Origin of the sequence: Nocardia sp. 852002-20019_SCH5090214 (assembly GCF_001665865.1) — a bacterium.
Classification (GTDB): domain Bacteria; phylum Actinomycetota; class Actinomycetes; order Mycobacteriales; family Mycobacteriaceae; genus Nocardia; species Nocardia nova.
The window spans coordinates 194,821-218,032 of the sequence record NZ_LZMK01000393.1 but is presented as its reverse complement, the minus strand read 5'-3'; the positions used below and the strand labels follow the sequence as shown (position 1 = coordinate 218,032).

General features: G+C 66.6%; 2 protein-coding genes. Both read left to right on the top strand.

Translation table 11 applies throughout. The features are described from left to right. The first annotated feature begins 11 nt into the window (after positions 1-11). Positions 12-1,616 (top strand): hypothetical protein, encoded by a 1,605-nt coding sequence (locus A5780_RS32750; RefSeq protein ID WP_064910989.1) that lies wholly within the window; start codon positions 12-14, stop codon positions 1,614-1,616. A 9-nt stretch (positions 1,617-1,625) separates the two neighbouring features. Continuing rightward, positions 1,626-23,147 (top strand): LuxR C-terminal-related transcriptional regulator, encoded by a 21,522-nt coding sequence (locus tag A5780_RS32745; RefSeq protein WP_156769734.1) that lies wholly within the window; start codon positions 1,626-1,628, stop codon positions 23,145-23,147. Positions 23,148-23,212 lie beyond the last annotated feature (65 nt).

Below are 23,212 nucleotides of genomic sequence, written 5' to 3'. Positions count from 1 at the left end.
CGAGGCGGGATATGAGCGGCGAACTTCGATTGGACCTGGCCGGCCTGCGCGAACGGGGTGCCCGGCTGGCCGAACTCGCCGACCGGGTGGGGCAGACCTATGCCGGACTACGGGATTGCCTGGACCAGGCCCAGGGCAGCTGGGGCGACGACTATATGGGCCGTCAGTTCGCCGAGCAGTTCACACCGCATGCCGATCAGATGCTCGCCAACGTGCGCGCGATGGAGAAGGGGCTGCACAGCACGGCATCCGGAATAATCGGTGTCGCAAACGAATTCGACGCGCAGGATGCCGGCAGCGCCGCCCGGCTGGCCGACGCCGCGGGGAATCGGGATCCGGGCACCGGGAGTTCGGCCACGGTTGCGCCGGATACCCCGACCGGCCGGCCGTCGCCGGCCGATGCCGGTCCACAGGTCCCGTACAACCCCGCCGCGGTCTCCCCGGCGCGGAACTCTCCGGTCGCCGGCGGTCCGGCGCATCCCACCGGCGGGGCGCAGCGCGCCGACCAGCCCCCGGCCGGTGGTTCGCGGTCACCGAACGGTTCTCCGACCGACCCACAGGACGGGACGGAGTCCCGCTCGCCGTGGAATCGGGACCGGCCGGAGTCCGATCCTTCCGGGCGGGACGGGCGCCCTCCCTCCGGCGACTCCGGTCGCCGGCCCTCATCCGTTTCGGCACCGCCCTCCTCCTCGTCGGGGCTACCTCCGGCCGACCGGCGCGGCGCGCCGCGAGCTGCGGACGCCTCGTCCGAAAGCCCAGCGGCACCTACGAAACGGGGCGATACTCCGTGGGGCGGGCAACAGCCGCCTCGCCATCCCGGCACACCAGGAAGAGCCGAAGGCCCTGGAAAGCCCGGATCTCCCGGCAAGCCGGAGGCAAATCCCCGGCACGGTTCCCCGCCACGATCCGACCGCTCGTCCCGCGACAAGGCACGTGCGGGTGATCGGCGCCGCTCTCGCCAGCAGCAGGCGTCCGACCCGATGATCGGTTGGCTGGCGCGCACATTGGCCGAGCGCCACGGTGTACAGGTGACCGGGTTCGACACACCCGGCCTCCAGCTGCCGCCGATACGAGACTTCGTGGCGGCGGTGGACCGGGTGCTCACCGACTATCCGATGATCGGTCTGGATTCGGTCGCGGTGGCGGAGCTCGGCGGCGAACTCGGCACGGTGCGATGGAGTCGTGAACCGGGCATCGAGGACGCCGCCGGCTCGATGACGCTCGACCGGCGCACCGCGCAAGAGCCGGCGGCAGCCGCCCCCACCGTGGAACCCGACGGCGAGCCGGCGCGATCGGACATCTATCCGGCGACGCTTCGGGAATTCGGCCGGGCCCTCGACGCCGCAGGCGGCGGCGTAGCGCGCAAGCAGGCGCAACGTGTTCTGATCGCGGAATACCTGCGCCTGCAGCCGGACCGCACTCTCGCCGAAGTGGTGAGCGGTTACCGGGACTGGCGAGCCGGGCTGGCCGGGAATACCTCAGCCTCGAGCGAATTCGATGTGGGTGAGGCGCTCGGCATCGCATTCGCCGAGGTGGTGCAGCACGGCGAGGAGGCGGGCATACAGGCGAGATTGCTCCATGCGGTGCTGGTCGCCGCGGCGTCTCGACCGGTGTAGGTGGTGCCGGTGGACGGTTCGCTGTTCAGCCCGGTCGTGGAGCTGCGGAACACTTTCGAAAGTCTGCCCGGATTCCTGCGGACTCCGATCGAGATGGTGGTGTTCGGCGGAGAGCTCCCGCGCGCCGACATTTCCGAGATGCGCCGCATGGTTGCAGAGTTCCGGGCCCGCGCCCGCGAGCTGGAAAACCATTCGACCGATATCGAAGACCTTTTGGCACAAGAAGATTCAGCCGGAGAGCTGGCCGACAAATTGCGCGAGGCATTGCGGTCGTACCGAAAGGGTGCGGCCCGGCTCGGCGATGACGTGAACACCCTGGCCGATCAAGCGCAGCAAGCAGCCAATGACGCGGAGAAGTGGCTGTGCGTGATGTTCGCGTTCGGAATCCACTTGGCATGGAAGATCTACGGATTGATGGCCGGGGCTGCAGCAGCGGGGCCGGCCGGACAGATTGCGGCAGCACCGGCCGTGGAGACCGTGCTGGCCGAGGGACGCGCCGAGGCTGCCGTGATGCGCACGAGTATGGAGCGGGCAATTGCGACGGGCGGCGCGGAGGCGGCTGCACGGCTGAGCAGCATGGGGCCCCTGCAGTTCGTCACCATGCTGGGCAAGGCGGCCGCGCTGCCCGTAGGCGTCGACGCGGGTGTGCAGGCGCTGCAGGTCGCCACCGGCGATCGCACCGCCGACATCATCGGATCGGACGGCACGAATCCGACCGGAATCGATCTGAAGTCGATCGAAGTCGCCGCCTTGGCCGGCGCGGGTGGAGCGGTGGGCGGCATGGTCGCCGGCAAGTTCGCGCCGATGGTGTTCCCCCGGATCGGCAGCAGTCGCTTGGCCTTGGGCCTGGTGCACGGTACCGCCGGCGCGATATCGGGTTTGGGTGCGGCGTCGCTGGTGGCTGGTTGGCCGCAGCATTACGACCAGGTGCTCGCGCCGCTGCTCAACGGCGCATTCGCCGGGGGCGTGTATTCCCGCAGCGGAGCCCATCCGTCGGCGATCGACGGCGGCGCGACATTCACACCGCCCGACGCGATCTCGGCAGGGCACGACGGGAAAGCCGCGACACCTCGGCGACCGGTCGAGGTGTCGGCGGAATCGAAACGGGCGTGGGCGGACGCGCAGAAGGCCTGGGGCTCGACCGCGGAGACCACGAAGACCGCAGGTGAGCGTGGCGGAACCACGGAAAAGACCGGGGCCGCGGAACCACCCTCACGCGAGCAGGGCCCAACGATCGCGGCCGACGGAGCCGGTGGTCGACAGCCCGGGCAACCCATCCGTCCCGCATCTTCCGACGCCGCCGCGGCGCGGTCGGGAACACATTCCGAGACGGCGGCTCCGGTCGAGCGGCCACCGGCCGAGAAGCCGGTCGCCGCAGGGAAGGCGACCGCACCCCGATCGGTCGAGGCGGTGGGCGAGACCTCGCCGCCGCCGAAGCTCCCGACGAGCGCCCCGCCACGCCCGGTCGGCGAGTTTCACGAAAAGGCCGGCGCGTCAACAGGAAACAGCGCGCACGCGAAAGCCGAGCCGAGCCCGGCCGGAGAACACACGGCGGTCGCGGACGGTGCCGGTACGCAAACATCGGCACGACCCCATCCAGCTGCTGCGGGCGAGGCGGGAACTCCCGGCGCTCGCGGCGAACCGGGATCGTCCAGTGCTCGCGGCGAACCCGGATCGTCCAGTGCTCGTGGCGAACCCGGATCGTCGAGTGGCGAAGAGCATGCGACCCCGCAGCGAGAGGAGACTGCCGAGCAGTCCGGTCAGGAAAGACCCGAAGGCTCCGGCCGGACCGAGGCGGACGGCACCGAAACACCTGCCGTGGAAGAACATTCGTCGTCGGTGCACGACGAGCAGAGCGTTCCGTCGGCCGATCACGACAGTCTCGCCGACGCCGCCGGTATGCCGCGCAGCGACCGCGACAAGGCGGTCGATCTGCTGATCGACTTCCACCAGGCCTCCGCCGAGCATGTTCCGGAAGGTCAACGCCTGTCCAACCTTCCGGACGACGTGCTGATGGCCGGCCTGCACAGCGGCGATGAGCACCAGTCGTTGCTGGCGACGATGGAGATCATCCGGCGCGGCACCATCAGCGAGAAAGTGCCCGGCGGAATGGTGTTGCGGGTCGAACAGGCGGAAGCCGTCTACGCGATGAAATCGCGTCCGGTGGAAATGAAACCCGGCGAGGGCAAATCGCTGGTATTCATGGCCGGCGCAATCCAACGTGCGGTGCAACACGGCTCGGTTCTGCTCGTGACCACCACCGATGGACTGGCCAATCGCGAAGTCAGCACGTATCGGAAGCTGTTGACCGGCGATGAGGAATTCGCCGACATGCAGAATGTGCTGGGCACATTCGGGATCGACGTGTTCCGCGCCGATCAGCAGAACGGTTTCGGGCCGATCACGAAGGGGCGGCCTGCGATCGTGGTCGCGACCGGCGAGACAGTCGGGCATCTGTGCAACGCCGGTATCAAGCCACCGCGCCATGCGCTGATCGACGAGATGGACGGCATCATCGACCGGGGCGAACGGCAGTTCCTCCGGTCGGAAGGTGCCGAGCAGGCGGCGCCGGAGGCCACGGCCCAGCAGGTGTTCGGCGCACACGACTTTCTCACCAAGGCACTGGCGGACGGGTCGCTGACGCACGACGATTTCGGCCTCAGGCGAATAGCCGAGGAAATCGGCATGCAGGCCGACGGCACACCGGAGGTCATGTACTGGTACGACGGTCAACCCGAGCTGACCCCCGAGGGGCGGGCGAAGGTCGAGGCGCTGCCCGGCGGACAAGACTGGCTGGATGGAATGGGGGCCTCCCGGCTGGAGACCGCGGCCCACGCAGAGTTCCTCGTCCGTAAGGGTGTCCACTACGAAATGGACACGGGCAAGATCGTCATCATCGATCAGGCCGAACATGGGCTGCAACGCAACCCGAAGACCTCGAGCGAATCACGGTGGAGCGCGGAGCCGGGTAAGGCGAGCCTCGCGCAGGCCATCGAGGCCAAGGAGATCCGCGCGGCGGAGAGCCGCAGGGAGAGCGCCGAGGAGCATCGGATCGTCGTGCGCGCGGATGCGGAGTCCGCCAAGCGTATCGATTCGGTCGAAATCTACCGTGTCGGAAGCGAATCCTTCTTCGATGAAGTGACAGGTGCGTCCGGCACTCTCACCGACCTGAACCCGGTGCTGCAGAAGATCTACAACCTGGAGCCGGCGCACGAGGTCGGACGGTCGCAGACCCATCAGCTGGTGGAGGGCCAGCACGATGTGGTCGAGAGCACACACGCCAAACTGCGCACGATCGCCGAATACGCGAACGAGATGCGAGCCGACGGCAAGGGCCGGTTTCAGGAGATCCTCTGTCACCGCAACGATTTGGTCGCCCGTCAGGTCGAGGCGCTGGTGCGCGCGGGTGTGCCGAGAGATGCGATCGAAGCGGTGGACGCCAAACGGATCATCGGCTGGGGCGCGGACTGGGAAGCCCAGTTGCAGAAGGTGTTCGACGAGGCCGGTGAGCAGGGCAAGATCCTGGTGATCAACCGGCAGGGCCAGCGCGGGGTCGACATCTCGGTGTCGGAGGCGGTGAAGGCCAAGGGCGGCATGCACGTCTGGATGACGGAGGCCCCGGAGCAGTCCTACATCCACGAACAGGCCAAGAACCGCACCGCACGGAACGGGCAGCGCGGCAGCGCGCAGGTGGTGATGTCGGCACAGGACGCGCTGATCCGCAATGCCATGCACCTGCGCGGCGTACGGGAGACCGTTGTCGTCTACGAGAAGGCGGTGGCCGCGCACGCGACCGACCCCACTCCCCAGAACCATGACGCGCTGGTGGCGGCGCGACGAGCCGTCCGTGAGCTGGTGCCCGAACTGCAGCAGCGGGCGCTGCGGCACTCGACTGCCGAGTTCGTCCGCCATCACGCCGTCTCGACCGGCAACGCCTACCTGGCGCTCGCCGAAGCCGATACCGGGCTCTACGACCAACCCGACTCCGACCCGGCGGCGCGCCTGGCCGGACTGCTGGGAATCCCGGCTGCGGCCGTCGCCGACCGGATCGCCGAACTCGAACGCGACGGTGCCGCCGACCCGATTCGTGAACTACTCGACCGGGCCGGTATCGCGCCCGCCACAGCCGTGGCGCTACAGCACCACGTCATGTCCACCGCCCCCGCTGCAGCCAGTACGCGGGAGGTGCAGAGCGCCGCGGACGCGCTGATCCAACCGGGGACGTTGCGCCGGGACCTTGCCGCCGAACTCGGAATACCGATAGCAGACCTCGAGGGCGCCGAAGGCCTGCGCACCCTCGACCCGCTGCACACTCAGGCACGCGATGCCCTCGCAGCGGCGCTGGGCTACCCGGCCGCCGGCATTACCCCGATCATCGCCCGCGACATCCTCGGCGAAGCAGTCGGCGATCAGCTGACCGGCGCCATCTCATCGGCCACCGTCACAGACACCGGCACCGGTCACACCACCGATTCGCCCACAGATCGGACCCGCGCAGACACACCCGACCAGGACGCCGACACCCAGAACGCCAACGCCCCGGATACAGGCCCCAACCAGACCGCAGCGCCGCCCCACAACCCCGATGCGGCCACAACCGACGACATTGTTGCCGCCGCCTCCCGGTATCTGGCCGTCGCCGCGTTGTTCGACGCGGTGTTCGAGATCCACCGCCTCAGCCCCAACAACTGTGTCAACAACGCCGTCACCGGCATGCGAGTGTTGTGCCCCGACAAGGCCAATCGCTTCCGGATGCCGGACTTCAAGCTCCGGGGCCACGACAGCAACACGGTGCGCGACACATTCGGCGCCGAGCTCCAGCGTGCCGGATCGTTGGACGAGGTGGCCGAATCGCTGGGATCCCGGCCCGGCGGTATCACCGTCCTGGTCTACAAATGGAAAGACACCTACGCCGAGGGCACCAGCATCGAAGCCGACGACCACATGGTGCTGCTGGTCAACGACAGCACCTCGGTCGACAAGCCGAATCTGGTCGTCGTCGACCTGGCGGCGTCCCGGGACGGCAACACCGACGACGACCACGGACCCAAGGATCTGCGCAACCGCCGCACCTTGCTGAACAAAGCCGAAGGATTCGACGACTGGCGCCGCGAGCAAGAGAAATACATCAAGAAGCTGGGACCGAAACAGCGTCTGTTCCGGACCATCGAGTTCGACCGCGACGGCAACCTCGTCCCCCGTCTCAGCGCGGAAGCGCCCGACGCCGAGAAACTGCCGCAGCGCCCCCCCGTTTCGCAGGCCACGCAGGACGAAATCAACTCGAGTGCAGACCCGGGCCTGTACGCGGAGATGCTGGCGCGATTGGATGCTGCCGGAAACGGGTCGAACGCCCGACGTCGAGACGAACGCTCACCGGTCGGCAGCAGACCCTCGGAGGACGCGGCGAATCCGCCGCCGCCGAGCACCCGCAGGCAGTACACCGTGGCGGAAAGCGGCCGGTTGCGCGACGACCTCGCCACCGCGTACCGAGAGCTGGAGGATGCCGACGACTCGGACCCTCTCGCCGAATCGTTCTCTCGAGCCATCCCATCGCAGTTCGACGAGCACTTCCGCGCCCTGAGCCCGATTCAGCGCCGCATCCTGACACTGCGCTATCAACAGGGCCTGGCGCACAACGAGGTAGCGGACACCTTGAACGCGCGGGGTTGGGCGGCCTCGGCGCTGACGCCCCAGGCAGTGCGGACGGCTGAGGCCGGTGCGCTGCGCCGGCTGGCCGGATCACTGGCCCGGAACGGGACCCCTATGGCAAGCGATCCATCGCGAGAACGACAGCAGACGCTTCTCAGGCTGATCGCCCGTGGCGTGTCGTGGTCCGGAGTCATCGAACAGACCGGCTGGTCGCGGGCCACGGGGCGCAGGACCTACTCACAGCTCTTGCAGGCCCTCAATGTCACGAAGCGCGCATCCGTGGTGCCGGAGGCGGTCCGCCACGGCTTGCTGGACATCACCGAACTTTCGGCGGTACCCGAGCAGACACCGGCCTTGTCGCCCGACGAGCACACCATGCTGTTCCTGGTAGCCACCGGATTGTCGAACCGTGCGGTCGCCGACGCGCTCACCGCCATACGTGGTGTGCCCGTCGGGAAGGACGCGGTGAACAAGCGCCTGCGCGCCCTCGGGCAAAGGATCCGCATCGGAGACCGCGCCGGAATGGTGGGCGCCGCCATTCGCGCGGGATGGCTGGATGTCAATGCCGACGACTGGAAGTCCCACTCAGGCACTCGCGGCACCGCTGTGCGCCTCAGCACGCAGGAGCTCCGGACCCTGGGCCTGATCATCTCCGGTCGCACTGACGATCAAATCGCGGCCGAGCTGAACACGACCCGGCAAACCGCGGTCACCTATCGCAACCGGATCTTCGTCAAACTCGGTGTGCACTCCCGTGAGGAGGCGATCGTTGCCACGTACACGATGCCGGAACTCGTGGACGCGCTGCCGGATTCCGGCGAGGATATTCGGGCGATTGTCGATATTCTGCGGATGGTCGAGGAGGCCACCGACGGCCGTGAAGCCGGGCAGCCGGAGTGGCGCCGATTGCTCGTGCATCAACTGCGTCACGCGATACTGTCGGGCGACGTGGTTGCGGGGCGGGCCTTGCCCTCGGCCCGGCTGTTGATGCGGCAACTGAACCCCGAAAAGATACAGGCGTACACGGTCCGAGACGCGTACCGGCAGCTACGCGACGAAGGCTATCTCGTCGTCGTCAGGGGCCGACCGACTGTCACCCGCCGAGACAGCTGGCCCATCACCGCCGATACGCTCCGAAACCACTTCGCCGACAGAATTTTCGACCTGGCTACCAGAACTGTCGGCGCCGCGTCGGGATCGCAGATTGTCGCGGAAGTGTGTGCGCGGGCGGCGCGCGGGGCCGAGACGGGTGGCCGGACGGTGACGGAACGGGTGGATCTCGTCGCGCGCAATGTGATCGCCGAACACCGGCCGGCCGCCGAATTCTTGCGGCACTTGACAGATTTCGTGCTGCGCGGCGCCGGAATGTCCGGAGACGACACACTCGCACTGACACTGGCGAATGTCTCCACCCACGAAGTGCGCCAGCTGCGCGCCGCACTCTCCCTCAATCGACAGTTACGGCTCGCCAGGTTCTGGCCGGCGCGGCGCGATTCGACGGCGCCGCACGACATTCCCACGGATCCGATGACCGAACCGCTCGAACTGTGGTCAACCGCACGGGATCTCGCCATTCTGCTCGCCGAACGCCATGGCGTCACCGTTTCCCTCCCGGTGGCACCCACCGGTCACCAGCCTTGGCGGATCCTCGACAACTGGTCGGGCAAACCATCCGCCCGACCGACCAGGGATTTCCGTCTGACGCCGTACCAACGGAGACTCGTCCGTTTGCTCGCACAGGACCTGACTTATCGGGAGATCGCTGCCGAGCTGGGCGTTTCGGTAGACTCGTTGAAGTCCCTGGTAGCCGATGTGACCCGCGAACTCCACGGCGAAGGTCGCGCCGAGATCGTCGAGATCGCCCGTCGCTCGGGCCTGCTCGATGACATCTCACCGGCCGGGCATTCCGCACACCCCCGGCCGGGACGAGCGCCGTCTCCGGTCACGGAGCAGCCGGACGCATCTCGCCGAGCGCGGCTGACAAACCGCGAGAGTCACATTCTCGCATTGTCCGAACAAGGTCTGTCGAAGCGGGAGATCGCCGAGCAGTTGGGTGTCAGTCCGCATACGGTGGAAGACCACCTCGGCAGCGCGCGGCGCAAGATCCGGAAAATCACCGCGTTGCTCCGGGCGTGCGTCCCCTATGTCTCACGGCTCACCAGGGCGGTCGGCCTCGAGGAGGCCCCCGAGCTCCCGCTGAATGCCGACGACCCGCACTCGCTCGAACGTGGCATCCATGCGGAGCTCACGCTCGTTCCGGCCCACGACATCGTTACCGAGCCCGCAGCCGATGAATTCGGCCCGGCCGATCCGCTGCGCAGCATCGCCGACAACGTTTACGACCCCGACCATCCTGCTGACGGTGCGGTGGTGGTCGTCGGCAAGGAGGGCACCGATCACGCCTATCTTCTGCTCGATATCGAGGGAGAACTCTTCGTCTTCGACTCACTGCTGCCCTCTCCCGGCATCCGTCCCTATCGGGACTGGAAACCCGGATACATCGAATCGGATCCGAAGGAAACCTTCGTTTCCTATCTCACCACGACAAGGGGGATGCTGGAGGCGCTGCACGCCCCCTCCGGCGATCCCGACCGGCCGTTGCCGGGCAATTCCATCAACGGGCCGCGTGGCGAAGCGGCACGGCCGGAATACGCTGTGGCGACGCCCGTTTCACCCGATGCGTACCAGCCGAGGCTCGCGGAGAATACGCGAGTACGGAAGCTGACTATCCGGAACGGCCTGTTTTGCGACGGGGACGGGACGCCGCACAACAGCGATGACTACGAATTCTTTCTGATCGGCGTCGAGCCGGACGATTTCCGGGTCGCCGGGGCAGACGACTTCCCGGAATTGGACGACGACGACGATTCCTACGACTTCGTCCATCCGCACGAAATCCTGTTCAGCACCTATGCCGATCCCGTCGACGCTCCGATCGGGGCCGGGCTCTGGGGCCGAATGGTCAACGGTGTTCCGCAGGAGGCGCTTCTGACCAGCCGGGCGTTCCCGGACACGCTCGAGGAGCGCATGAAATTCGTCATGCAGACGCTCCACTGGCTCGCCGAGCACGGAGTGGACCTCACCGCGATGAACCTCAGTGGCACATTCCATGGCAGCATCTTCCGCTTACCCGCGCCGATGCATTCGGCCATGGAGCTCATGACCGAGCCCTACGCGCATCCTGAGTCGGTCTTCGCTTGTGCCACAACCCGATTCTGGGTGTACCCCACCGTGGTCGAATCGGCGCCGGCACAGCTGTCGATCGCCTTACCCGTCACTTCGATGAACGGCGGCAGAGTCGAATTCACGATGACTCTCACCCGGCACGGCGACACCATCACCGCCGCCTTCATCGAGCCCACCTCGTCACCCGCTGCCACCGAGGTCGCTGCAGCCTGGGCGCAGCTGCGTTCGGAACTGATCGATCCGTGGCTGGCGGAGTCGCATGTCGTTGTTGCCGAGAATGATTCCGGTTCAGGAGCCATCACGGCGTACTTCGGCCCCGACGCGGACGAACACACCCTGGTGCAAGAGGTCGACACAACCGACGTCGTCGGCGACTCCCGCGTCCACACCGAGCGCGACACCCCGATCGGGCGCCGCCCGGAAGACCGGTCCGAATCTTCGACTCCGGTGCCCGGTGATCCGGGAGGCCCCGCTCGGCGGGCCGCCTACGTGACGGTCGAGATGGAAGACCAGTCCTCCTACCACCCTGAAGAAGGGCGTCGGATCCGCTATCACGATCTGCATTTCGACGCCGAGGGGGTGTTGTGCGACGAGGACGGTAACCCATACAACTCCGGCGGCTGGGAGCAGTTCTTCTTCGTCGGCAATACGATCCGCTCCACTCCGGCCAAGCATTGGCTGTTGTGGAGTTCGTTCCCGGACCCACGACAGGTACCGTTCGCGTTCGGCGCCTGGCAGGTCGTGGACGGCCGCCGGATCGAGGTCGAGCTCGGCAGCGGCCTCATTGCGAACGCCGGGTCCCGATCGGCACTGAGTGCGCGGTTCGCGGCGCAGGCGATGTTCGAACTGTCGCATCGAGTTCCGGCCGAGAATCTGACCGTCAGGAACGGGACAGCGGGCTATCTGTGGATACCCGAGACTCGGGTACCCACTGTCGAGCAGTTGATCGAGCGCCGGGGACTCGGCGTCTTCGACGGCGATCCGGCGGTCGACACTCTGTTCTCCGGCGCCTCGACCGATCACTGGGTCGACATCACCGACTGGCACGCCACCGACACCGGTCTGGTCGTGGAACTGGCGGTCGGTTCGCTGCGCGGGAACGCGACGCCCGGGCAAATATCCCTGCACCTGCTTCATGGGCGCGATGCCACCATCGCCTATTACGTGCGCGAGGACAGTTCCGACAACCAATTCGTGGGCTCGGCGATCGAATCTTTTCACCGTGATCGAATCGCGCCCTGGCTGGCCCGCTCAGGTGTCGATTTCGCAGGGTTCAACCCGCCGGAGAACATCATCGCCGACATCGATGCGGGCGAGGAGGCGTCGCCGCCGAGCCGCGCCGAGTACACCCCGATGTCGCTACCCGGCTACGTCCCCGGGCCCGGTGCCGTCGATCTCGACCTGGTACGTCTGCATATCGACCGGCGCGGCCGTCCGGTCCGCGCGGACGGCGCAGCGATCGACACCCTCGGCTCGCAGGGCTTTCTGCTCACCACGTCCGGCGAGTTCATCACCGCTGCAGGCTGGCAGGCAGACGTGCTCGAGGCGTATCTCGCGCAGGGCGGTTCGCTCGGCGACATCGCCGGGATGGGTAACTGGCGCATCCATGGCGCGATCACCGCGATCGACCTCTCGCCGGCCATGTCGCCGAGCCGCGCCCTCGACTACCGCGGACAGGCACAGGTTCTGGACGCACTCCACACTGCGGGGGCCGATCTGTCCCGGTGCGCCCCGGCGGCCGGAAATCGCACGGAATCGCTGTGGAACGACAGCGGCACGCCGCCGGCCGCAGCCGCCGTGCTGCAAGCACTGGGTACGAACTCGGCGCCGCTGCTTTCCGGCTATTTCGTCACTCGTGCGCCCTGGGGCCGCCGACGCTCGGTAGCGGTGCAGGTCACCGGAATCACGCGCTCTGTCGACGGCGTCGCGGTCACCGCTGAACTCCTCGTGCCGCGCTGCGAACCGGCTACCTTCACGGTTGAATTCATCACGGCCGATTCGGGCGTGACCGCGCGCTGGGAATCGGTGCGCCTCGGCAGCGACCGAGTGCGGACCGCCGCGGCACTGGCGGCGGTGCACTCGCGGCTGAGAGCGTGGCTGGCGGAATCCGGTGGCGCTTGGGTCGAGGACGTACCCACCGAGGATCGCCCCGGTGCGCGACCGCCGGCCCCGGAGCCGATAGCGGCAACGCCCGGCAACACAATTGCTCTTCGAACGACCGCTCGCACATCGGAATCGGCGACTGATCTCGCGCAGGCCGGCGAGTGGTTGCTTTCGCAGATCCGCGACTGGCCGCCGGGCGCCGCAACCGTCGCCCGGGACTCGATCCTCTCGGCGCTGCGACTGATGCTGGGCGCACTCGTCGGCCCGGTATCGATGGTGGCCGAGAACACCGCCGACCGGGTGCGCGTCGATGTGGTTGCCGTCGACGACGAGAAGTCCATTACGCCTCCGGAATCCGTTGCGGCACCGGACGGTTCGACGTTCCTCCGGGCCGGTGTGCGCATCCTCGACGAACCGGCCGGGCCGTGGCGCCAGGTCACCTGGTTCGACCTGACCCGCCCCGCGTCCGACTTCGAGGACAACGACGCACACTCGTCGACCCATCACCCGCCGGACTCGCACAGCGCGACCGGAGATCTTCCATCTCAAGTCCTCGATTGCGTCCCCTGGATCACGCGCATGCTGCTCATGCTCGGGCTGGACACCGCCGTGGTCGATCCGAACGGCGCGATCAATGCCATGGGCCTGGAACGCGGCATCGCCGCCGGGCTGCTGTGGGCCGACCCCGACAACACACTCGACGACCCGATGCGCTCGGCATACGACGACTTGGTCGCCGACCCTCAGCTCGATACTGTCGTCGTCGTTGTCGGCACGGTGGAGGAGGACGGCAGCCGCAATCGCGCCCACGCCTACCTGCTCAACAAGATCGAGGGCAAGGTCTTCGTCTACGACACCCTCATCGACGGCGGACGCCACCGCATCAGGCCCTACACCGAATGGCGATCCCGCTATCGGAGAGCGGATTTCGCCTACACGGCGAAGTACCGCCGCGTCGGCGGTGTGCTCACGCCGCTCAGCCGGCCTGCCGACAGTGAGGTCGTCATCCGGCACGCCTCCCACGAAATCACCGGATCACCCGACGATTCCGAGAAACCGGCGACTCCTTCGTCCACACCTCCACAAGGCGACGGATTTGCCTCTTGGACTCGGCGATCGCGGCCGGGTCGCGCTCGCACGACGCCCTCCGGTGAATCTTGGATCGGAAAGCTGTCGGGCAACCGCTTCGCTCCCGAAATTGTCACCGCCGTAAACCCGGACGACCCCCACGAACCCAACGCGCGCACAGGCCCCGACCGGAAATCCGACCCACCCGCACCGCCGGAGGCCGACCGGGCCGCGGCGACCACATCGACAGCGAACTCCGTGCGGCGCGATGCCGGAGAAGCGCCCGGCCAGGTGGACGAGGAGGGGAAACACGTTTCCGAGTCCCGATCCGAAGAGCCGAGCAGCCACGTTCCCACACTCCCTCCGCGTGCGCTGGTCGTCGGATCGGCAGCTCGGCTGTACGCGGTTGCGGCCACTGAACCACCTGAAGACGCTGGATACGGCGCCGTGCTCGACACGACGACCGACTCGGCCTGGATCGAAGCACACGACGGCAGCACCCGAATTTCGCGGGCCACCACGGACTTCCACGATCTTCCGAACGACATGCTGTCCGAATATGTGCGACTGGCGGAGAGCGCGGTGCCGATCGTGCTCGCGGCGGTGAACTCCGGGACAGATGTCTCGACCGACGACTTCGTCGACGACCTGAGTAGCCGAATTCACAATGGGCGGCTTCAACGCCATTGGCGCATCGCCACCGCGGAACAGCGACTGCCGTTCGACGATCCCGGCTACCCGGAAAAACTGCGTGAGCAACATCGGCGCTTGGCTCGCGCGGCACGCGATGCGGTGGTCGCGACCGGCGCTATCGATCGGACCGCGGCCGACCCGTTCGAGTCCTGCGCGACCGGCGCCGCGGTCGCCGCCGAGTTGTGGCGCAGACGCGCGGTCCGCATGTTCGGATTCGACTTACCCGGGATCACAGTGGAAGTCGCCCGCGAGCTCGCTCGGGCGATAGACCAACTGTTGACGAAATACCCGTACGTCCAACTGCTGCGGATCGGATTCGGCCCCATCCCGGGTACGCGTCCGCTCGCCGTGAGCGACCACGTCGACGGAACCGACACGAGTTACCCGTACACGCGGTCCATCACGGTATCCGAGGCCGTCGCAACCGACCGCGAGCTCTTCGCTTCGGGATGGGCCGCGCTGATCGACAGCGGGCGGGCAGTGGGGGCCGTCGAGGAGCCGGTCCTCGGGCTGGTCCGACGTGAGTTCGGCTACGCACTCAATGTCGCGACTCGGCTGTCCGCACAACGGGAAGCCAAGTTGACGCTTGTCGACCACCATGAGAGCAGTCATCAAGGGCCGACACGGTGGTCTCCGCGTGAGGCATTCGCCTGGTCGAACAGCCAATTCCGCGAATACGGGCCCAACGGGAAAGGAAGATTGGATGCAGCGGCCGCGCTGGCGGGAGCCTTCGCGGCCATGGAGCACGATCCCCGGGACACGTCCGTCGGAGAGCAGGTGCTTCACGACCTGCTGACCGAGGTCGCGCCGCAGCGCCAAGCCCTGAAGGACAGGGACCGAGCGCAACTCACGACCGAGTACCGCCCTGTGACGCCGGCCGAACAACGGGCCAAGTCGGCTATGGCCGCAACGCTACGAGCCGACCACGGCATCGACATCATCGGTCTCGACAACCCCGGCATCACTGCGGCCACCGCCGGTGAGCTCATTGCGGGCATCCGGCACATGATCGCCCGATTCCCGATTCTCGCAGACTTGTCCGAAATCAAGATCATTCCCGAGGATGCCGGTGTATTCGGCCAATTTTCCTTCGACGGCATCGAATTCAACGAATTGTGGATGACGGCACCGGTTCGAATGCATGCCGAGGCGATACGGCAGGTGGCTGCCGGACGGCTGCGAGTCGATCTCGCGCGGGTGTACTTCTGCCTGGCCATCCACGAATTGGCGCATGCACTGCGCCGGCTCCTGCCCGTCGACGCGCCGAGCGCCCACGAGGTGGTCAGTCGGCATTTCGAGGAGAGCTACGGCTCCGACGACGTCCGAGCTTTGCGGGCATGGTGGGCAGAGCAATTCAGTTCGTACGGCATCCGCGAGGAGGACGGCGCTCTCGTGCCGGACGAGGCCGAGGCAGAATCGGTGGTGGCTGCCGAGGTCGACGTCCTGACACCGACCGAGGGCGAAGTGATAGTCCACCGCAACATCAGCGAGTTGGCCGCGGCCGAGGCCGAACGACGCGGCATGACATCGACCGAACCCACCATCGGGGCGCGGCCGTCGTCCGACACAACTGAATCAGCAGGCCGAACTGCGCACACCCCCTGGAACAGCCGATGGTCCGGCACGCCCCGAGCCGAACCTGCTCAGGCAACCGCGGGTCCAGGTTCAGCCGGACCCGTTGATGACGAAGCAATCGCGGCTGCGAGGAAAGGAACCGACGAGGAGCGCGCCGCAGCGAATCCGGCCCGGCCCACCGAGATTTCGGACGAACCGGCGCACTCGGCCGAGAACAGACGGGTCTACCACCACCTCATGGCCCAACTCGGCGATCCTCGTCTAGCGCGCGACCTCGCCGCCAAAGCTCACGCCCGCGCCGAGCGAGAACAACAACCCACCGACCCCGAAGCCGCCACACAACACCTACTCCGCATCGCCGACACCATCCTCGCCGAACACCGCACCGCCATGGCACAACTCGACGACGCCATGGACAACAAACCCACCCCCAGACGACGACAACGCCTCACCTCACTCCAACACGGCGGCGTCTTCTTCCACAACCGACCGGACATACCCGATGCGCTCGACCGTAGCCGGGCCACAGAAGCTGCCGAGGAAGCTGAACCACAGGTAAACCCGCATGCGCGTACTCCGTGGTCCGAGCCGGTCGCGATCACGGTCGACAAGGATCGAGACGCTCTCGACGCGCCACATGATCAGCCTCGTAACACCGAGCAATCACCCGACCTCCCGAGCGTCCGATCGCCGGATGAGATCGGATCGCGGCCGACAGATCCCATCGGCAGCAGGCCGACCCTGTATGTACCCGAACCCCACCGGCTCGCAGCGGAACTACTCGGTTTGGACCCGAGCTTCGCCTACATCGATGATCTGATGCGGATCGCGGCAGGCGAACCGCATGGCCCCGCCTGGATCGACAGCCCTGATTACTGGGAATGGCAACTGAATTGGCTGGCCGAGCGCGGGCCCCGGCTCAGTACGCTCGCTGCTTTCTCCGCCGCCGCCCTCGAAGCCGAAACCGTTCTCGGCCTTCCCAATACGAGCGGCAGAGGGTTGCTGCTCGCACAACTGCGGCCCCGGACGCCCGGCGAGATGATGGCGATCTACAAACTCGAAACGATGCGGGCAGACGAGCCGGACCGGCCGAGTGGCCCGGACACCGCGGCACATGCCAGCGCCATCGGCCGCGTCGAGCGCGAGCTGTCGCTGGACGAACTTCCGCAGTACGCATACCTTCCGACTGTGGCGGCGCGGCCGGTCCTCCAGGCCGATCGCGACCTGACCAGGAAGTATCAGTCACCGGCCGAGTTCTGGTATTTCGATCCGATCCCGCGGGACGGGGTATTCGGGGCGAACTACCCGGGCTGCCGCGCCCTGGACCGACAGTCGCCGGCGTACCACCGAGCGCGGCACGCGGGCGACAGCCTGCTTCCGCTGATCGCCTGCCGCCCCGTGTACGACCGCTTCCTGAACCACTGGATCGAGCCGTATCAGTTGCGTCACGCCGAACAGTTGCGCGACGGATTCCAGGGCACGAGATCCTCGCCGGAGAATCGTATTGCCCAGTGGTTCACGTCGGTCGTCGCGGACGTGCTGGCCGCTCCGCCCGATGCCGCTCCTGAGATACTCCACCGTGCCCTGCACTCGCAGCTGCGCCGCCGCACCGGTAGGTCCGTTCCCACGGACGATGCGCACTGGCGGTTCGTATCGGCAGTGCACGAGTTGCTGAGCGGAGACTACGACTTCGGCCACTACCTCCAAAGTCGCGACCATCCGGAAACCGAGGGATATGCCCGGACCGTGCGCGAGACCGTCCTGCGCCGTCATTCGCCAACGGCGGTCGCCCGAGTTCCGTTCATCGCCAACGTCATCGGTGCGTCCCCCGCCGACGCGAACCTCAGCCCACCCGAGGGCGGCCCCACGCCCGCCACACCCGTAGGAGCGCGCCCGAACCCGGCGGACCGGGTCCGACCGCGAATCGATGACTACCTGGCACGGGGCGACACCCGAGGAGCAGTCGCCTTGCTCCGGGAACAGTTCGCGCACAAAGTATTCCCTTGGGTGCGCCACCATACGCCGTCAGCCGAAGCTGCCCAGGAAATATTCGAGGCGGCGTGCCGACGCGCGATCAGCGATATCGGCCGGATCGGAGACCGGGATATCGAACAATGGCTCGTCCTCAACGCCGGAGAGCTCATATCCCAGCATCACAGCCCGATCCGGACGGCAACGACCGAACCCGCCGGATCCGCAGCAGCTGAGCACGGAGTGCCGACCGCGGAATTGACTGCGGCACTGCGGCGAAGCCGGACCGTGCAGCACCTACCGCCGATCGTCCGGAATGCGCTCGACCAGGACAGGGAGGGGTTGCAGGCGGCGATCGAGGAGCTCGCTCCCGGGCCGCGCCGGCTGCTCGATCTGCGTTTCGGACTGGGGATGTCGGTCCAACGCACTGCGGAAGCCATGGGCCGGACCGAGGGGGCGGTACGAACAGCGCAGCGAGGCGCGTTCCTCCGCCTCGCTCGGCTGCTCGAACAGCGGGCGGGCAACCAGCCGTTCGAGGTAGTGCTCGAGGCGCTGGAACAGGATCTCGATGCGTTCACCCGTTGCCTCGCGCAACTCGGCCCCGAGCAACGCGCCGCGGTCGAAGGGCGGCTGCTGCGGAAGTTGCCGACGCGAGAGCTGGTCGAGGCGTACGGACCTAATCATTACGCGACCTATTACCGTGCGGTGCAACGGCTCTCGGCTCTCCTGCTCGGCGATGCCCAGGTTCGCCCCGGCGTGGACGCGGACCGGGAGCTGGTCCAGCGAACATCGACGCAAACCCTCGAGCCCGCCATCGCGCAGCTCACCAACGCCGCCTATCGGCAGGCACTGACCCTGAGGTTCGTGCACGGCCTGCCCCGCGGGCGCGCCGCCGCCGCGGCGCAGACCGGACTCCCGGCATTCGAGATGCGCGAAATCCGCGCGATCCGCGCCGTCGCCACACATCTGCGCGCCGAGACACCGGCTCGCCAGCTGCCCGACTTCCACCTGATCCCCGATCCGGACAGCGACCTGTTCGGTGACCGCGGCAGCTCTGTCCAACCCAGCTGGCTACGCACACGGCGGCAGGTGGCTGCGCTGCCCGTCGTCAATGTCGACGGTGGTGGACACGGGCGCGGCCGGGGCGAGGAAGCAGACGAGTCGCCGGAACCGGAGAAATCGTCGCTATGGCGGTTGCTTCGTAATCGGCCGGATATCGCACTTCGAAGCTCCGGTCAGGTCGGGTCGGCGCTCGGCAGCCTGTTGACCGAGTCGATGATGCCGTACTACCTGCTCAGCACCGCCGGACCGGAAGCCGCGAGCTGGGTGGGGCTGGTCGGTACCCTTCCGTATTTGGGCGGTCCGATCTTCGCGGGCATTCTCGCCGAGCACAAACCGGCGAGGCCGATCATGGTGGCGGGCGAGACCCTGGCACTCACAGCTGCGGCAGCCCAAGCCACCGCCATCGCAACCGGTGCGCCCGCGATGCCGCTGACGATGAGTCTGGCAACGGCGGCCATGTCGGCCGGGGCGATCCTGTACGACCAGACCTCCGCAAAGGTCTTCCGTGAGATGTTCGGCGTGGAAAACGCCGAGGAGCTCGCCCGTTACAACAACATGCAAGCGTATCTACCGCGGATCATCACGGGATTCGGTCCGGCGGTGGCGACTACGGCGCCACTGCTGGCACCAGTGGTCAACGGACTGTCGTCAATCTGGAATCTGGGGACGATGCGGGGTATGCCGAAGACCGCGACGACGCCGATGCCGACCGGCAAGAACCTCGGTACCCAGGTCATGAAATCGGCCGGCGAGGGCTTTCGAGCACTTCGCAAAAGACCCATGCTGCAACGTATCGCCACCAATCACGGACTCACCAATTTCGCCCTGGGCATGGAGTGGACGTATTACTCGATGGGGATCCTGGATGCGCCGATGCCGGAATGGCAGAAATTTTCGATTCTCACCGCGATCCCGCTGGGAACACTGCTCGGTGGCCGCATTCCGACGAAGCTTCGTGAAAAGCTCGACATCGACACGATACTCACGGCCAAGATCGCCGGTCTGGCGGGAGTCGGCCTGGCGGAAGCACTCTCCGACGACGTGATGACGGTCGCGCCGTTCTGGGTCGCGGCCTGGGCTACCCTCGGCGCGGGCAATGTATCCGTAGGAAAATACAAACTGCAAAACACTCCCGGCGAGGTCTATGCCCGAGCGAATTCCGTGCAGGCCATGGTCGGCAGACTCGCCTCTCCACTGGGCGGATTGGCCGTCGGCGCGGGCCTTCTGAACTTGGGTATGGGCCCGGCCCAGTGGATATCCGCCGGAGCGCTCACCGCTCTCGCATCGGGCTTCGTCGTCCGGAATATTGCCGAACGCCGCGCCCCCGAGCCGGTGGCCGCGCCCGACCCCGAGGTCATCCGGAACTGCGCCATTCAGGTCGCCCGCATCCACCGCGCACTCGGCTACGACCTCGGATCGGAGCCCGACGACACCGATCGGCGCTGGAACGCCGGCGACAACTGGCGGATCACCGAGGAGAGCCTGGGCAACCAACTCCGCCCGTTCGACACCGGCGGCAAGAGTCCCGTCCACGAGGCCGCCGAAATCATCCGCAATCCGGACAACGACATCGACAGCGCGGCCGTGGTCATCGATGGTCACATCCACTACGTAGTCGCAGTCGAAGGTGATACCGGTACCGAAATTCTCGTATTCGACACCCTCGTCGAGGACCCGGACGAGATGCATGTGCGGAATATCAGCGGCGACGAGAACGGTGAGAACGCATGGACGGCGTCCTACGACGAGTTCGGCAACGCTTTCGCCGCCTTCTGGACCAGCACGGACGGACGGCCCGTACCTGTCGGCACGGGCCGGGGCCGCCTGCTCCAACCGATGTGGACCAGCTGTGGCGGCAACCTCGTACCGGCCTTCCACCCGATTCGGACCCTCCGGCACCGGACACACCCCGTCAAACTCCTCGGCAGACCTGACGACGCCGAACGCACACTCCAGCAAACCTCCGCACCTGCTACGGAGAAGTCCGAGCCGATCGCAACAACACCGTGGCGCCGTGATCGACCCGGTGCAGCACCCGCCTCTTCGGGAAACCCACTGGCCCCCCAGGAGGCGCTCGACCTGCCGCGGAAAAAGAACCGGAGACGAGCCCCCGATCCGAACGCTTATCACCACCGACCGGAGGACGGCATGCCATGGGATCCGGTCGTGCCGCAACCTGATCCGCTACTGATGCCCCCGGCGCAACGTCGCGGCCGTGGCGCCAGGCCGCCTTCGCTCGATGGAGTACTCGATGTTCGGAGCGAGATCGAATTCGTCGATCCGGGCGTCGATCGGGGGAACAGACGGGGCCGTCGAGGTGACGTCCCGAGTGTGTGGCACCGCTTCGGCAGTGACGACTCGACTCCGGACCCCACAGAGCTTTCCCCCGCTCTCGGTCGTGCGCTTCGTGCTGCTGAGGCGGACGCCGAGGACGTGGTCACCTATGCGCTGCAACCGGCGCAGGCGCTCGGCCTGGATGAGACGAAGCTGCGGCAGCGCGACCCCGAGGCAATCGCGCGCACGGTCCGAGCGCTGCGGATTCGACAGCGCCGGCGATTCGAATCGGTTCTACGCCGGCTCGTAGCCGACGACGCGTTGACCGAGCTGCTCGACCATCAAGACGCGATTTCCGAACTGGATGAGCGCGTCCGCTCGCTGCCGCGGCATCTCGAAGCCGCGAAAACATACCTGGACGAGGTTCGCACAGCGCTCGCGATCATGGCCGTACCGGAGCTGTTCGCAGCTGCCGGAGTGAGCCCGTTCATCGATGACGACGGGCAGATCGTGGAGGCGATCGGATACACCTCGGACGGCCGAGTGATCGTCGCATCGCCACTGCGCGATCAACGTGCGCTGCTGGACCTGCAGGTGCCTGGGTTCCGCCGACAGGCTCCGAAAAACGGCGTGTCGATCGAGTACTGGCACGTTCGTATCGACGACCAGGGACGCCTCGTCGTGGAAACGATATCCGGAGCACATCCGGACCCGGAGCGCACCGCGTACTACTACCGCGACCGCGACTACGTCTGGTGGCGTAAGGACCTGGCCGACGAAAGGACGTTCGCCGAGAAATACGCAGAGGCCCTTGTCTCGGGTGAGATCGCTCGCGAGCACCTGAAAGGCGATACCGGAGATGCGACGATGTCCGCGGGGGTGTGCATTGTTCACTACCGCAACGGATTTCGTCACATCGAGAAGAAGGTACGCGATATCGATCAGCGTGACGCCGAGAAGCTGGCGGCCATCACCCTCGCGGACGCCGGCTCGCGGGCTGCCGAGGTACTGGGCGCGGATGAAATTTTGCCTGGCGGCAGCGAACTGGTGTTGCTGATCGAGTATGTGCCCGGATTCGACGCGAGCGATATATTCGGGGATTTCGAAGACGCTTGGCGAGATTTCTTCCACACTCCGACCGGGCAGCGGCTCGGTCGGGGCGATACGCTCGTCCGCCCCTGGGACAGACACGAGCGCGGGAGCAAGAACTGGCGACTCCAGCTCGGTCTCATCGTTCGGCCGATCGACAACGGGAACGCGTACCAGGACGCACTACCGCCAGGGGGATTCAGCCTTCACTACGCCACAGTCGTGAACGAAAAGATCGAGTGGCGCAAGCACTACACTCCGCGTGCTGAGCTCGAGGCGGTCCGGGAACGAACACTCACGTCGAAAGCGGCATACGATCGGCGCAACCGAGCCGAGTGGTACCAGGACGTGATCGACAACCTCGCCCGAATCGAAGCGAGCGCCTGGTACAACACACCAGCCGACAATGCCGAGGCGGTGTTGACACTCACCAACCTGCGGGACGTACTGGCCGAAAGACTCAACCTCCCAGGCGCCCGCAACCTTCCGCACCCGTACGACGAATTGACTCCGAGCGACTGGCGTACGGTGATTGCGTCGAAGTATGAGAGCCTTCGCCGATTCCGTGAAATGGGCTTCCCGGCCGACCGGACGGCTCGCGATCTCGACACACTCGACAAGTTGACCAAGTTGCTGTTGCACGCGCAGATGCGGCAGGTCACCCCCGATGCGCTCGACGACAGCTGGGTCATCGACCCGGACAGCGACACCGTCGGGCAAACACTGACCGAGGTCTACCTGGATGGTCTCGCAGTCCGTTTGGCCGACGTGGAGGCCGCCGCGCAATCCGTGGGTCATGATGCCGAATCCCACATCGCCTGGGTCGAGGAATTCGGCCCGGAATCCGGAAGCCAGGCGTGACCGAATCGAGCAGTACGCTCGGCCCCATCGAGTAGGCACACGTGATCAATGTGGCGCCTCCGCAG

Bases quoted from the DNA above. Each gene is read 5' to 3' on its own strand.
- A5780_RS32750 (WP_064910989.1), top strand. From the start codon at position 12: ATGAGCGGCGAACTTCGATTGGACCTGGCCGGCCTGCGCGAACGGGGT.